Genomic DNA, 15,964 nt, shown 5'->3' on the forward strand with positions numbered 1-15,964 from the left:
TTATATATTACTTGGTTGCTAAATAAATTGCTCCTGTAAATGGTTTTAACCCACTATTCTCTAATATGACAATGTAATAATATGTTCCCGCAGGCAACTTCTCACCACTTCCAAAAGTTAGTCCTTCTGAGACTCCATTCCAATTATTAGTATAATTACTCGACTTGTAAACTCTTCCTCCCCAACGATTAAAAATCTTTACACTTACTCTAAATCCACATGATTCAGCTCCTGCTACTTTAAAATATTCATTCAATGAGTCACCATTTGGTGTTACTGCTTTTGATATCTTAATATCATCTTTACCACGTGGTAAAACAATACATTCATCATTTATATTTATAATAACCTGTGTAACGAGTATACAAAAATCATTAGAAACTGTGTAGTTAAAAATATAATCACCTAAAGAAAGATTTAAAGGATCAAAAACCCCATTTGAAAGCGATAAATTATCTCCTTTTACAAGAGTCCATTTACCTTTAGATAATGAAATATTACTATCTACTAAGTAATCATTTAAATCAATTTCACCATCATCAATACATCTCGAATCTTCTATTACACTTGTATTTTTATTAACCGTAACATTTATATTTTGTGTAAAACTAGTAGTATTACCACAAGAATCAGTCGCTATCCAATTTCTTTTAATTAAATAATCGTTACCTGTTCCATCAAATGTATTATCCTCTTCAAATTCAACCTTAATATTATTACTTGAACAATTATCTGTAAACTCTAAAGTAGGAACTTCTGGTATATTATCACACACTACATTAATATCATTAATATCATTAATATCTGTTACTAATTCTGGTACATCATCATCTATAACCATAATTTTTTGAGTATGACTAGAAGTATTACCTGCACAATCTTTAAGATTCCACGTTCTTATTATTTTATATTCTGAATCACATTGGTTAGGTATTCTTGTTATATTTTCTGTATAGACTAACTCTAAATCAGAAGAAAGACTACAATTATCTGATACTAATAAAATACCAACTTCTGGTACTTCATCACAACTCACAGTTATATCCTGTGGTAATTCACCTATAAAACTGGGCTTGATAGTATCTTCTATAATAATTGTTTGGTCTTTCGTTGTCGTGTTTCCACAAGCATCGCTTAAACTCCAAGTTCTCGTGATTACTTTTGAGCCATCACAAGTTCCTGCTGTTTCAACATCTGTAAAGGTTGCATCTAATGTGGTATCACAGTTATCTGACTCGTCAGTTACATCTCCTGTTTTGATTACCGATACATCAAAAGTACAGTTCGTCTCTGTTGATATTGTGATATCTGAAGGAACTGTAAATGTTGGCTTGATGGTATCTTCAATCGTAATTGTTTGGTCTTTCGTGGTAGTATTTCCACAAGCATCACTTAAACTCCATGTTCTCGTGATTACTTTTGAGCCATCACAACTTCCTACTGTTTCAACATCGGTAAAGGTTGCATCTAATGTGGTATCACAGTTATCTGACTCATCAGTTACATCTCCTGTTTTGATTACCGATACATCAAAAGTACAGTTCGTATCTGTTGATATTGTGATATCTGAAGGAACTGTAAATGTTGGCTTGATGGTATCTTCAATCGTAATTGTTTGGTCTTTCGTGGTAGTACTTCCACAAGCATCGCTTAAACTCCAAGTTCTCGTGATTACTTTTGAGCCATCACAACTTCCTGCTGTTTCAACATCTGTAAAGGTTGCATCTAATGTGGTATCACAGTTATCTGACTCATCAGTTACATCTCCTGTTTTGATTACCGATACATCAAAAGTACAATTCGTATCTGTTGAAATTGTGATATCCGAAGGAACTGTAAAACTTGGCTTGATTGTATCTTCAATTGTAATTGTTTGATCTTTCGTGGTGGTGTTTCCACAAGCATCGCTTAAACTCCAAGTTCTCGTGATTACTTTTGAGCCATCACAAGTTCCTGCTGTTTCAACATCTGTAAAGGTTGCATCTAATGTGGTATCACAGTTATCTGACTCGTCAGTTACATCTCCTGTTGCTATTACCGATACATCAAAAGTACAGTTCGTATCTGTTGATATTGTGATATCCGAAGGAACTGTAAATGTTGGCTTGATTGTATCTTCAATTGTAATTGTTTGGTCTTTCGTTGTCGTGTTTCCACAAGCATCGCTTAAACTCCAAGTTCTCGTGATTACTTTTGAGCCATCACAAGTTCCTGCTGTTTCAACATCTGTAAAGGTTGCATCTAATGTGGTATCACAGTTATCTGACTCGTCAGTTACATCTCCTGTTTTGATTACCGATACATCAAAAGTACAGTTCGTATCTGTTGATATTGTGATATCTGAAGGAACTGTAAATGTTGGCTTGATGGTATCTTCAATCGTAATTGTTTGGTCTTTCGTGGTAGTATTTCCACAAGCATCGCTTAAACTCCAAGTTCTCGTGATTACTTTTGAGCCATCACAAGTTCCTGCTGTTTCAACATCTGTAAAGGTTGCATCTAATGTGGTATCACAGTTATCTGACTCGTCAGTTACATCTCCTGTTGCTATTACCGATACATCAAAAGTACAGTTCGTATCTGTTGATATTGTGATATCCGAAGGAACTGTAAAACTTGGCTTGATTGTATCTTCTATAGTAATAACTTGGTCTTTTGTTGTGGTGTTTCCACAAGCATCGCTTAAACTCCATGTACGCGTGATTACTTTTGAGCCCTCACAACTTCCTGCTGTTTCAACATCTGTAAAGGTTGCATCTAATGTGGTATCACAGTTATCTGACTCGTCAGTTACATCTCCTGTTGCTATTACCGATACATCAAAAGTACAGTTCGTATCTGTTGATATTGTGATATCCGAAGGAACTGTAAAACTTGGCTTGATTGTATCTTCTATAGTAATAACTTGGTCTTTTGTGGTGGTGTTTCCGCAAGCATCGCTTAAACTCCATGTTCTCGTGATTACTTTTGAACCATCACAACTTCCTACTGTTTCAACATCTGTAAAGGTTGCATCTAATGTGGTATCACAGTTATCTGACTCGTCAGTTACATCTCCTGTTGCTATTACCGATACATCAAAAGTACAGTTCGTATCTGTTGATATTGTGATATCCGAAGGAACTGTAAAACTTGGCTTGATTGTATCTTCTATAGTAATAACTTGGTCTTTTGTGGTGGTGTTTCCGCAAGCATCGCTTAAACTCCATGTTCTCGTGATTACTTTTGAGCCATCACAAGTTCCTGCTGTTTCAACATCTGTAAAGGTTGCATCTAATGTGGTATCACAGTTATCTGACTCGTCAGTTACATCTCCTGTTGCTATTACCGATACATCAAAAGTACAGTTCGTATCTGTTGATATTGTGATATCCGAAGGAACTGTAAAACTTGGCTTGATTGTATCTTCTATAGTAATAACTTGGTCTTTCGTGGTGGTGTTTCCACAAGCATCGCTTAAACTCCATGTACGCGTGATTACTTTTGAGCCCTCACAACTTCCTGCTGTTTCAACATCTGTAAAGGTTGCATCTAATGTGGTATCACAGTTATCTGACTCGTCAGTTACATCTCCTGTTGCTATTACCGATACATCAAAAGTACAGTTCGTATCTGTTGATATTGTGATATCCGAAGGAACTGTAAAACTTGGCTTGATTGTATCTTCTATAGTAATAACTTGGTCTTTTGTTGTGGTGTTTCCACAAGCATCGCTTAAACTCCATGTACGCGTGATTACTTTTGAGCCATCACAAGTTCCTGCTGTTTCAATATCTGTAAAGGTTGCATCTAATGTGGTATCACAGTTATCTGACTCGTCAGTTACATCTCCTGTTGCTATTACCGATACATCAAAAGTACAGTTCGTATCTGTTGATATTGTGATATCCGAAGGAACTGTAAAACTTGGCTTGATTGTATCTTCAATTGTAATAACTTGGTCTTTCGTGGTGGTGTTTCCACAAGCATCGCTTAAACTCCATGTACGCGTGATTACTTTTGAGCCATCACAAGTTCCTGCTGTTTCAATATCTGTAAAGGTTGCATCTAATGTGGTATCACAGTTATCTGACTCGTCAGTTACATCTCCTGTTGCTATTACCGATACATCAAAAGTACAGTTCGTATCTGTTGATATTGTGATATCCGAAGGAACTGTAAAACTTGGCTTGATTGTATCTTCAATTGTAATAACTTGGTCTTTCGTGGTGGTGTTTCCACAAGCATCGCTTAAACTCCATGTACGCGTGATTACTTTTGAGCCATCACAACTTCCTGCTGTTTCAACATCTGTAAAGGTTGCATCTAATGTGGTATCACAGTTATCTGACTCGTCAGTTACATCTCCTGTTGCTATTACCGATACATCAAAAGTACAGTTCGTATCTGTTGATATTGTGATATCCGAAGGAACTGTAAAACTTGGCTTGATTGTATCTTCTATAGTAATAACTTGGTCTTTTGTTGTGGTGTTTCCACAAGCATCGCTTAAACTCCATGTACGCGTGATTACTTTTGAGCCATCACAAGTTCCTGCTGTTTCAATATCTGTAAAGGTTGCATCTAATGTGGTATCACAGTTATCTGACTCGTCAGTTACATCTCCTGTTGCTATTACCGATACATCAAAAGTACAGTTCGTATCTGTTGATATTGTGATATCCGAAGGAACTGTAAAACTTGGCTTGATTGTATCTTCAATTGTAATAACTTGGTCTTTCGTGGTGGTGTTTCCACAAGCATCGCTTAAACTCCATGTACGCGTGATTACTTTTGAGCCATCACAAGTTCCTGCTGTTTCAATATCTGTAAAGGTTGCATCTAATGTGGTATCACAGTTATCTGACTCGTCAGTTACATCTCCTGTTGCTATTACCGATACATCAAAAGTACAGTTCGTATCTGTTGATATTGTGATATCCGAAGGAACTGTAAAACTTGGCTTGATTGTATCTTCAATTGTAATAACTTGGTCTTTCGTGGTGGTGTTTCCACAAGCATCGCTTAAACTCCATGTACGCGTGATTACTTTTGAGCCATCACAACTTCCTGCTGTTTCAACATCTGTAAAGGTTGCATCTAATGTGGTATCACAGTTATCTGACTCGTCAGTTACATCTCCTGTTGCTATTACCGATACATCAAAAGTACAGTTCGTATCTGTTGATATTGTGATATCCGAAGGAACTGTAAAACTTGGCTTGATTGTATCTTCTATAGTAATAACTTGGTCTTTTGTTGTGGTGTTTCCACAAGCATCGCTTAAACTCCATGTACGCGTGATTACTTTTGAGCCATCACAAGTTCCTGCTGTTTCAATATCTGTAAAGGTTGCATCTAATGTGGTATCACAGTTATCTGACTCGTCAGTTACATCTCCTGTTGCTATTACCGATACATCAAAAGTACAGTTCGTATCTGTTGATATTGTGATATCCGAAGGAACTGTAAAACTTGGCTTGATTGTATCTTCAATTGTAATAACTTGGTCTTTCGTGGTGGTGTTTCCACAAGCATCGCTTAAACTCCATGTACGCGTGATTACTTTTGAGCCATCACAAGTTCCTGCTGTTTCAACATCTGTAAAGGTTGCATCTAATGTGGTATCACAGTTATCTGACTCGTCAGTTACATCTCCTGTTGCTATTACCGATACATCAAAAGTACAGTTCGTATCTGTTGATATTGTGATATCCGAAGGAACTGTAAAACTTGGCTTGATTGTATCTTCTATAGTAATAACTTGGTCTTTTGTTGTGGTGTTTCCGCAAGCATCGCTTAAACTCCAAGTTCTCGTGATTACTTTTGAGCCATCACAACTTCCTGCTGTTTCAACATCGGTAAAGGTTGCATCTAATGTGGTATCGCAATTGTCTGATTCATCCGTTACATCTCCTGTTACTATTACCGATACATCAAAAGTACAGTTCGTATCTGTTGATATTGTGATATCCGAAGGAACTGTAAATGTTGGCTTGATTGTATCTTCAATTGTAATTGTTTGATCTTTCGTGGTGGTGTTTCCACAAGCATCGCTTAAACTCCATGTACGCGTGATTACTTTTGAGCCATCACAACTTCCTGCTGTTTCAACATCTGTAAAGGTTGCATCTAATGTGGTATCACAGTTATCTGACTCGTCAGTTACATCTCCTGTTGCTATTACCGATACATCAAAAGTACAGTTCGTATCTGTTGATATTGTGATATCCGAAGGAACTGTAAAACTTGGCTTGATTGTATCTTCTATAGTAATAACTTGGTCTTTTGTGGTGGTGTTTCCGCAAGCATCGCTTAAACTCCAAGTTCTCGTGATTACTTTTGAGCCATCACAACTTCCTGCTGTTTCAACATCGGTAAAGGTTGCATCTAATGTGGTATCGCAATTGTCTGATTCATCCGTTACATCTCCTGTTACTATTACCGATACATCAAAAGTACAGTTCGTATCTGTTGATATTGTGATATCCGAAGGAACTGTAAATGTTGGCTTGATTGTATCTTCAATTGTAATTGTTTGATCTTTCGTGGTGGTGTTTCCACAAGCATCGCTTAAACTCCAAGTTCTCGTGATTACTTTTGAGCCATCACAACTTCCTGCTGTTTCAACATCGGTAAAGGTTGCATCTAATGTGGTATCGCAATTGTCTGATTCATCCGTTACATCTCCTGTTACTATTACCGATACATCAAAAGTACAGTTCGTATCTGTTGATATTGTGATATCCGAAGGAACTGTAAATGTTGGCTTGATTGTATCTTCAATTGTAATTGTTTGATCTTTCGTGGTGGTGTTTCCACAAGCATCGCTTAAACTCCATGTACGCGTGATTACTTTTGAGCCATCACAACTTCCTGCTGTTTCAACATCTGTAAAGGTTGCATCTAATGTGGTATCACAGTTATCTGACTCGTCAGTTACATCTCCTGTTGCTATTACCGATACATCAAAAGTACAGTTCGTATCTGTTGATATTGTGATATCCGAAGGAACTGTAAATGTTGGCTTGATTGTATCTTCTATAGTAATAACTTGGTCTTTTGTGGTGGTGTTTCCGCAAGCATCGCTTAAACTCCAAGTTCTCGTGATTACTTTTGAGCCATCACAACTTCCTGCTGTTTCAACATCGGTAAAGGTTGCATCTAATGTGGTATCGCAATTGTCTGATTCATCCGTTACATCTCCTGTTACTATTACCGATACATCAAAAGTACAGTTCGTATCTGTTGATATTGTGATATCCGAAGGAACTGTAAATGTTGGCTTGATTGTATCTTCAATTGTAATTGTTTGGTCTTTTGTTGTGGTGTTTCCACAAGCATCGCTTAAACTCCAAATTCTCGTGATTACTTTTGAGCCATCACAAGTTCCTGCTATTTCAACATCTGTAAAGGTTGCATCTAATGTGGTATCACAGTTATCTGACTCGTCAGTTACATCTCCTGTTGCTATTACCGATACATCAAAAGTACAGTTCGTATCTGTTGATATTGTGATATCCGAAGGAACTGTAAAACTTGGCTTGATTGTATCTTCAATCGTAATAATTAATGTATCTATTCCTATTTTACCGCAAGCATCAGTAACCTTAAAAGTTCTTAAAACTTTAGTTATACAACCATTATAAGAAATAATTTCATCTTTATATGTAATCGCAACAATATTTGTATCATCACTTACAGAATATCCTATAGTATTAAAATCAACAATATTAACAAGAACTTCTGTTAAACTAAATTTATACCTAGCATTTACTGAAGTTATATTATTTTGATTACATGTTTCAATAAGTAATGCATCTGGAACAATAATTACTGGTACTTCATTATCTAAAGAAATAAGTGTTGTTGAAATTGATTTTTCACAATCATTAGCATCAGTAACTGTAACTGTATATAAACCTGTGCTAAGATTATTAATATCTTGAGTTATTGCACCATTACTCCACAAATAACTATAGTTACCTGTTCCTCCTGTCACAGACAAATCAATACCTCCATCGATTCCGCCACAACTTAAATCACTCCCTAACAAAGATAAAGATAACTCATCAGGTGAATTAATTGTATACTTTTCATTAAAAGAACATCCTTGCTTATCGGTAATAACAACCGTATAATCTCCTGCTCCTAAATTTGATATATCTTTAGTTCTAGATCCATTACTCCAATTATATAAATAATCACCATAGCCTCCTGAAACCGTTAATTCAATACTTCCATCATTACCATTATAACACTTAGTATTATTTATTAACTCTACAACTTTTATTGGATCTGCTAAAGCAATCGATTTTTCTTCTTTTCCTGATGACAAAGTACAACCTATGGCTGGATAAACCGAGCCATATTCTAATTCAGCTCTAAAATCACCTGTAAAATCATCACTTCCTGTATAATTAAACACTCCATCTCCAGTAGATGATGTACCTACTAAAACATTATTTAAAAAAAAATTCCATAAATAAGTTCCTGTAACACCTCCACAGGAATCTCCACTTAAGCTAAAAGAATAATTAATTGAATTTAAACATTTTTCTCTATTAATTTCAATATTCTTTACAGGACAAGGTATACATATGTCTGGATTATCAAAAACTTTAGTAGTTTCAATACAATCTGAATTTATATATTTTAGAGTAGATACACTTTGAGTAACATTACCACAGTAATTAGGATCTGTTGCTAGTATCGAATATTTTAAAGTAAGTGTTTCGTTTAATACTTTATCTATTTCCCAATTGATAGTATTATTTACAAATGAACCTGTGCCTTTATCTATATCTAAAGTACTACTTGAAGTTAAACTCCCAGGTATTATTTGATATGCATCAGCTACTATATCTTTAACTAAAGGTTCACCAGGTAAAGATACAGCTGCAGGTATTAATTGCCCTAAAATTGTACTATAAATACTAGTTAAATCTGCTGCATTATCTGTGTAAAAGGCACCACTATTCTGTATATTATCTAAAGTATACTTTGAACTATTTTTTTCATCAGGATTTAACGTACCTCTAAATCCTACTGTAAATATAGATTGATTATAAGTAACTCCTTTAACGGTAGTTGTTTCAACTTCTTTTGCTGCTGAAATAGCTTGTCTCTGACAATCAGTATCAATAGCCACAGAAGGACAATATACTGAAGAAGGAGGGTTATTATAAGAATTAGGAACACCATCTGTTAACAACACAATACTTCTTGTTGTTTTACACTTAAAAGTATTATTTCCTTTAGAATTAGAAAACACCTCGCCAGCTTTCAGCAAAGCATCCTGCATATTAGTACCTGTCGTTGGTAATAGATTATTAATAGTAGCTTCTAATACAGCTTGGTTTGAAGTCAATGTAGTTAAAATAGTTGCATCATAATTATAACTAACTATAGATATTTTATTCTTTCCTGTTGGATTATTTATAGGAGAAAGTAATTTCGCAACAAAATCTCTTGCGGCATCCTTTGCGAAGTCCATAATAGGCTTCGTATTTCCCGTACCATCATCTACCGGATGTTGCATACTCCCTGAAACATCAATAAGTAAAACTACTTCTTGAGGTGCTTCAGGTGGAGTTCCTTTTATAGTAAGTGTAACGTCAAATTGCTTACAGTTTGCTGGATTATTTGCTATTTCTTTAGATATAAAAACATCTTCTTGAGCACTTAATATCTGTAATGAGAATAGTGCTAAAATGTACATTAAATTAAATTTCATAATAAGGTGCATTACAATGTTAAATTAAAGTTAAATATTAATGAACACATAAATAAAACAAACTTATTCACTTTTACCCTACTTAAATTTAAATCTACAATAACATAATTCAACTTAACTATAATACTCTCTACCAATAAGTTACAATAAAAAATATTATTTTTTAAAAGTGTTACAATAGTTTTTATCTTTCTTTTTTTTCAACAATTAACCCAGTTACACATTTCTTAAACTTAATAAAATATAAGTTTTGTGTATTAGTAAATGATGCTGTATTAATACACAAACATAAAAAAGTACTCATTTTTTCCATAGTTTTTATTTATCAAAATTTTAAACCCTTATAATAAAATTACAGAGTTTATAGGGGACATATAAAAGGGTGGGGGAAATTTATTTTATAACACTTTTTTAAGGGGAGGGGTATTTTTTAAATACAAAACATAAAGCTATCAGCAAAAAAGCTCAAAGTCAATGAGTTACACACAAAGGACAAATATAAACTTTTTTTTAAAAAAAATTTTTCACTAAAAAAAACATATTCACTTTTTTTGTAAAAAAATTACTATAAATAATTTATGTTTTTTTAATAGCTTATAGCTAATTTTGTAACATGATACAAAATGATACTATTATTGCTATGGCAACTCCATCAGGTATTGGAGCTATTGCTGTAATTAGACTTTCTGGTGAAAAAGCTATTGAAATAGTGAATACTTTTTTCAAATCGATAAAATCAAAAAAATCTTTACTTACTCAAAAAACACATACCTTACACTTAGGACACCTTATAGATAATGGAATTATTTTAGATGAAGTATTGATTTCTATCTTTAAAAATCCAACATCATATACTGGCGAAAATGTCGTAGAAATTTCGTGTCATGGTTCGGTATTTATTCAGCAAGAAATTATTCAATTATTTTTGAAAAATGGTTGTAGAATGGCTGATAATGGTGAATTTACCATGCGTGCTTTTTTAAACGGAAAAATGGATTTAAGCCAAGCCGAAGCCGTTGCCGATGTTATTGCTTCTAATTCTGCTGCAAGTCATCAAATGGCTATTCAGCAAATGCGTGGCGGAATTACCAATGAATTAAAAGACCTTCGTGTAAAATTATTAGATTTTGCAGCTTTAATTGAACTAGAATTAGATTTTTCTGGAGAAGATGTAGAATTTGCTGACAGAACTAAATTTAAAGAATTAGTCGTTAAAATCACTTTTGTTTTAAAACGATTAATTGATTCTTTTGCCTTCGGAAACGCTATGAAAAATGGAATTCCTGTAGCAATTATCGGAGAACCAAACGTTGGAAAATCAACTTTATTAAACACACTTTTAAACGAAGAAAAAGCCATCGTTTCAGACATTGCAGGAACTACTCGTGATGCCATTGAAGATGATTTAATTATTGAAGGTGTTGCCTTTCGTTTTATTGATACTGCTGGTATTAGAGAAACTGAAGACATTGTTGAAAACATCGGAATTAAAAAAACCTACGAAAAAGCAGAAAATGCACAATTAATTATATTTTTGATTGATGCAAATAAATTCTCATATGCAAGTGAAGAATTTTTACAAGAAATCGAAACTATAAAAGAACGTTTTCCTAACAAACGTCTGTTAGTTATCGCTAATAAAATTGATACTTTATCCTGTCATGACACAGCTATTTTAAAATCAGCTATTGATCCTTTAATTTTATTATCAGCAAAACAAAAAACAGGAATCATAGAATTAAAAGCAGAATTAACATCTTTAGTCAATACAGGTGCTTTAAGTAATAACGAAACAATTGTTACTAATTCACGTCATTTTGAAGCATTAAACAATGCTTTAACTGCCATTACTTCTGTACAACAAGGAATTGATTTAGAAATTTCTACGGATTTATTCTCGATTGATATTCGCGAGTGTTTACGTCATCTTGGAAATATAACTGGTGAATATGATGTTGACAAAGATATTTTAGGACATATTTTTGGTAATTTCTGTATCGGAAAGTAAGTACACAAAACAAAGAAGTACCAAAACACAACAAACCGCATAAAACCCTCTATTTTAGAGGGTTTTTCTATTTCTACTTAATATCTATTTATTGTTATTATCTGTTTATTACGTAAATATTTGTACCTTATTTGTACCTTTGAGTAATTCGAGGTACAAAAATAGAGTTTGAGGTACAAATATTAGTACTTTTTATCGGTAATGTTCCCCTATTTTGTCGCTTAACGATACTTAAAACTATTAAGAACTATTTAAAGCTATACTTTTATGAGTAGTAATATTAGAGTACAAAAAGTTTGTTTAAACTGTAATATTGAATTTACAGCGAAAACCACCGTTACTAAATATTGTTCCAATAAATGTGGAAAAAGTGCATGGAAAAAAAGAAAACAAGCCGAAAAAGTTCAAAAAGTAAATAAAGCCACTAGAAGAAAAATAACAGCTCCAAAAATTGAAGTCAATATAAAAGACAAAGATTTTCTAACAGTTAAGGAGGTTGCAATATTATTGAATTGTACCAACAGAACTATTTATCGCTTAATTAATACAAAGAAAATAAAAGCCGTTAATCTAGGTGAAAGAATTACTAGGATAAAACGCAATACTATTGACAAACTTTTTACCAACTAAAAAAACAATACTATGACAAAAGTAACATTAAGACAAAAGCCAATCAGCAAAGGGCGTAACAGTTTGTATTTAGATTTTTATCCACCATTAGCAATAGCAGGAACAGAAAAAACAACTAGGAGAGAATTTTTAGGCTTGTTTGTACTTATTGATAAAACAGCCTTTAAAAAAGAACTTGAAGCAATTGAAAATAAAGAATTAAAAAACAAAGGCAAATTATCAAAAGCCACACTACAAAAAAAAGAGTTGTTAAAAACTTTAAAACCATTAACAGCAGTACAAAAAAATACAAATAGAGAAACACTCGCAACAGCTGAAATTATCAAACAGAAACGAATTAACGAATTAAATAAACCTGAAATTTATACTGCCTTTGAATTGGAACAACGTAAAGCAACTGAAAAAGGTAAACTATCTTTTATTACTTACTTTGAACAACAAATGGATAAAGCCAAGGGAAACAATTATAATGTTTGGTTATCAGTTTATAATTACCTTAATGAATACACCAAAGGCAACTTATTATTTATTGATTTGAATGAAAAATTTTGTAATGATTTTAGAGGTTATTTACTTACTGCTAAAAGCAAAAGAAGTACTACTTCTACTCTATCACAAAACACTGCAAAAACCTATTTCAATAAATTTAAAGCCACGTTAAAACAAGCGTATAAAGATGACTTCATTTCTTATGATTTAAATGCTAAAATTGATACGATTAAAGAAGCTGATACAAAAAGAGTATTTCTAACAATTGAAGAACTTAACAAATTGATACAAGCTGATTGTGTAAACCCTATTTTAAAACAAGCCTCTTTATTTTCAGCATTAACTGGATTAAGATTTTCAGATATTGAAAAATTAAAATGGTCGGAAATTACACACAATAAAGAACAAGGTTATTTTTTAGAGTTCAAACAACAGAAAACCCAAAGTAACGAGTATCTGCCAATATCTGAACAAGCTTATAATTTACTAGGTAAACCAAAAGAGCCACAACAAAAAGTGTTTGAGGGTTTGAAATATTCAGCACATCAAAATACATACTTGTTAAAGTGGGCAATTAATGCTGGAGTTCAAAAGCATTTAACGTTTCAATGCTTTTAGGCATACATACGCAACTTTACAACTTACAGCAGGAACTGATATTTATACAGTATCAAAAATGCTAGGGCATAAAGATTTAAAAACTACTCAAATTTACGCAAAAGTTGTAGATGAAAGTAAAAGAGAAACCACCAATAAAATAAACCTGAAATTTTAACAGCGTAAAAATAAGTTTTTGTTTAGAGGTACATTTGCTACATTAGCTACATAAATAAAAATTAACCAACTTTAAATTAACACATTAACTTTTCTAATAAAATCCATACTACTCTACTTTTTTCTAAGTAGTACGAATAATAAGTTTTTGTTTTTAGCTACATAAATTTATTTTCAATGTAAACCACGTTACCATATTTTTTACGCTGAACTACAAAACTGTTCTTTTTTAATCTAATAGAAAATGATTATATTGATATTTTCAATAATATTCATACATTATATACGCGCGCGCGTTCTTATTAATATATCTAAATAAAATTACAAAAGCCCAACTTTCAGATATTTTAAATAACGTAGAATATAAACGATTCCAAAAAGTAACTTGGCTAGTTGTTTCTAAAAACAGAAAACGTTCAATCAATGAAATTAAATACATCAAAAATTTAGATGATAGTGAAGTCAATGCTATTTTGAAATACTTCAAAAAAGAAGTTGATATAAACGAAGATGAAATTTTTGTTTAAGGTAGTGTTTTTCGTCTTTTTCAGTTTTTTCTCTTTTTTCAGGAAATTCAGGAAACACAAACAGCGGTAAATAAAGATGTACAAGAATAATGCTTTAGTCTTTTTCTGCTTTTTTCGGTAAATTCGGTAAATTCGGTAAATTCGGTAAATTCGGTAAATTAAAAATATGGTTAAATAATAAGTATAAACATTAATAACATCTATGTATATGTTTTTTCTGTTTTTTTCTGCTCGGCATCTGTTCTAGTTCTGATTTTTCTGTTCAAACCTTTTCTAATTCTGTTCGAACCTGTTCGGCATCTGTTCGATTCTGTTCCAGTTCTGATTTTTCTATTCAAACCTTTTCTAATTCTGTTCGAACCTGTTCGGCATCTGTTCGATTCTGTTCCAGTTCTAATTTTTCTGTTCATACCTTTTCTAATTCTGTTCGAAGCTGTTTGGCATCTGTTCCGTTCTGTTCCAGTTCTGATTTTTCTGTTCAAACCTTTTCTAATTCTGTTCGAACCTGTTCGGCATCTGTTCCGTTCTGTTCCAGTTCTGCTTTTTCTGTTCATACCTTTTCTAATTCTGTTCGAACCTGTTTGGCATCTGTTCCGTTCTGTTCCAGTTCTGTTTTTTCTATTCAAACCTTTTCTAATTCTGTTCGAACCTGTTCGGCATCTGTTCCGTTCTGTTCCAGTTCTGCTTTTTCTGTTCAAACCTTTTCTAATTCTGTTCGAACCTGTTCGGCATCTGTTCGGTTCTGTTCCAGTTCTGTTTTTTCTATTCAGACCTTTTCTAATTCTGTTCGAACCTGTTCGGCATCTGTTCCGTTCTGTTCCAGTTCTGTTTTTTCTGTTCAGACCTTTTCTAATTCTGTTCGAATCTGTTCGGCATCTGTTCCGTTCTGTTCCAGTTCTGTTTTTTCTGTTCAGACCTTTTCTAATTCTGTTCGAATCTGTTTGGCATCTGTTCCGTTCTGTTCCAGTTCTGTTTTTTCTGTTCAGACCTTTTCTAATTCTGTTCGAATCTGTTCGGCATCTGTTCCGTTCTGTTCCAGTTCTGCTTTTTCTATTCAGACCTTTTCTAATTCTGTTCGAACCTGTTCGGCATCTGTTCGGTTCTGTTCCAGTTCTGTTTTTTCTGTTCAGACCTTTTCTAATTCTGTTCGAATCTGTTCGGCATCTGTTCCGTTCTGTTCCAGTTCTGTTTTTTCTGTTCAGACCTTTTCTAATTCTGTTCGAATCTGTTCGGCATCTGTTCCAGTTCTGTTTTTTCTGTTCAGACCTTTTCTAATTCTGTTCGAATCTGTTCGGCATCTGTTCCGTTCTGTTCCAGTTCTACTTTTTCTGTTCAGACCTTTTCTAATTCTGTTCGAACCTGTTTGGCATCTGTTCCGTTCTGTTCCAGTTCTATTTTTTCTATTCAGACCTTTTCTAATTCTGTTCAAACCTGTTCGGCATCTGTTCCGTTCTGTTCCAGTTCTACTTTTTCTGTTCAGACCTTTTCTAAGTCAGTGTCTGGTTGATCATAGTCAGTAACTGATCGATCATGGTCAGTGTCTGGTTGATCATAGTCAATAACTGATCGATCATGGTCAGTGTCTGGTTGATCATAGTCGGTAACTGATCGATCATGGTCAGTGTCTGGTTGATCACAGTCAGTAACTGATCGATCATGGTCAGTGTCTAGTTGATCATGGTCAGTGTCTGGTTGATCATAGTCAGTAACTGATCGATCATGGTCAGTGTCTAGTTGATCATGGTCGGTAACTGGTCGATCATTGTCAGTGTCTGGTTGATCATAGTCGGTAACTGATCGATCATGGTCAGTGTCTGGTTG

Annotated in this window: 5 protein-coding genes; 3 read left to right on the forward strand and 2 right to left on the reverse strand. The window is 33.7% G+C overall.

Annotated elements, in window-relative coordinates:
• Nucleotides 1-7: 7 nt before the first annotated feature.
• Nucleotides 8-9,715 carry a T9SS type B sorting domain-containing protein gene (locus tag PG913_RS06160; RefSeq protein ID WP_271232086.1) on the reverse strand — a complete coding sequence of 3,236 codons (9,708 nt, stop codon included), beginning with the start codon at nt 9,713-9,715 and terminating at the stop codon, nt 8-10.
• A 613-nt stretch (nt 9,716-10,328) separates the two neighbouring features.
• On the opposite strand from PG913_RS06160, the gene mnmE reads away from it, so the two are divergent.
• The 3 genes from mnmE (at nt 10,329) to PG913_RS06175 (ending at nt 13,460) form a co-directional block, all read left to right on the forward strand.
• Nucleotides 10,329-11,723 (forward strand): tRNA uridine-5-carboxymethylaminomethyl(34) synthesis GTPase MnmE, encoded by a 1,395-nt coding sequence (mnmE, locus tag PG913_RS06165; protein ID WP_271232087.1) that lies wholly within the window; start codon nt 10,329-10,331, stop codon nt 11,721-11,723.
• 267 nt (nt 11,724-11,990) lie between these two features.
• Nucleotides 11,991-12,353, forward strand: coding sequence for a helix-turn-helix transcriptional regulator (locus PG913_RS06170; protein ID WP_271232088.1), 363 nt, complete (start codon nt 11,991-11,993; stop codon nt 12,351-12,353).
• 12 nt (nt 12,354-12,365) lie between these two features.
• A complete protein-coding gene (locus tag PG913_RS06175) occupies nt 12,366-13,460 on the forward strand; it encodes a site-specific integrase (protein WP_271232089.1) in 1,095 nt (364 codons plus the stop codon).
• Nucleotides 13,461-14,343: 883 nt separating this feature from the next.
• Here the strand turns inward: PG913_RS06175 and PG913_RS06180 are convergent.
• On the reverse strand, nt 14,344-14,841 hold the full coding sequence (locus tag PG913_RS06180; protein WP_271232090.1) for a hypothetical protein: 498 nt from the start codon (nt 14,839-14,841) through the stop codon (nt 14,344-14,346).
• Nucleotides 14,842-15,964: the final 1,123 nt, after the last annotated feature.

The sequence above is a fragment of the Tenacibaculum pacificus genome (genome assembly GCF_027941775.1).
Taxonomy (GTDB): domain Bacteria; phylum Bacteroidota; class Bacteroidia; order Flavobacteriales; family Flavobacteriaceae; genus Polaribacter; species Polaribacter pacificus_A.

Bases quoted from the DNA above. Each gene is read 5' to 3' on its own strand.
- PG913_RS06160 (WP_271232086.1), bottom strand. From the start codon at position 9,715: ATGAAATTTAATTTAATGTACATTTTAGCACTATTCTCATTACAGATA.
- mnmE (WP_271232087.1), top strand. From the start codon at position 10,329: ATGATACAAAATGATACTATTATTGCTATGGCAACTCCATCAGGTATT.
- PG913_RS06170 (WP_271232088.1), top strand. From the start codon at position 11,991: ATGAGTAGTAATATTAGAGTACAAAAAGTTTGTTTAAACTGTAATATT.
- PG913_RS06175 (WP_271232089.1), top strand. From the start codon at position 12,366: ATGACAAAAGTAACATTAAGACAAAAGCCAATCAGCAAAGGGCGTAAC.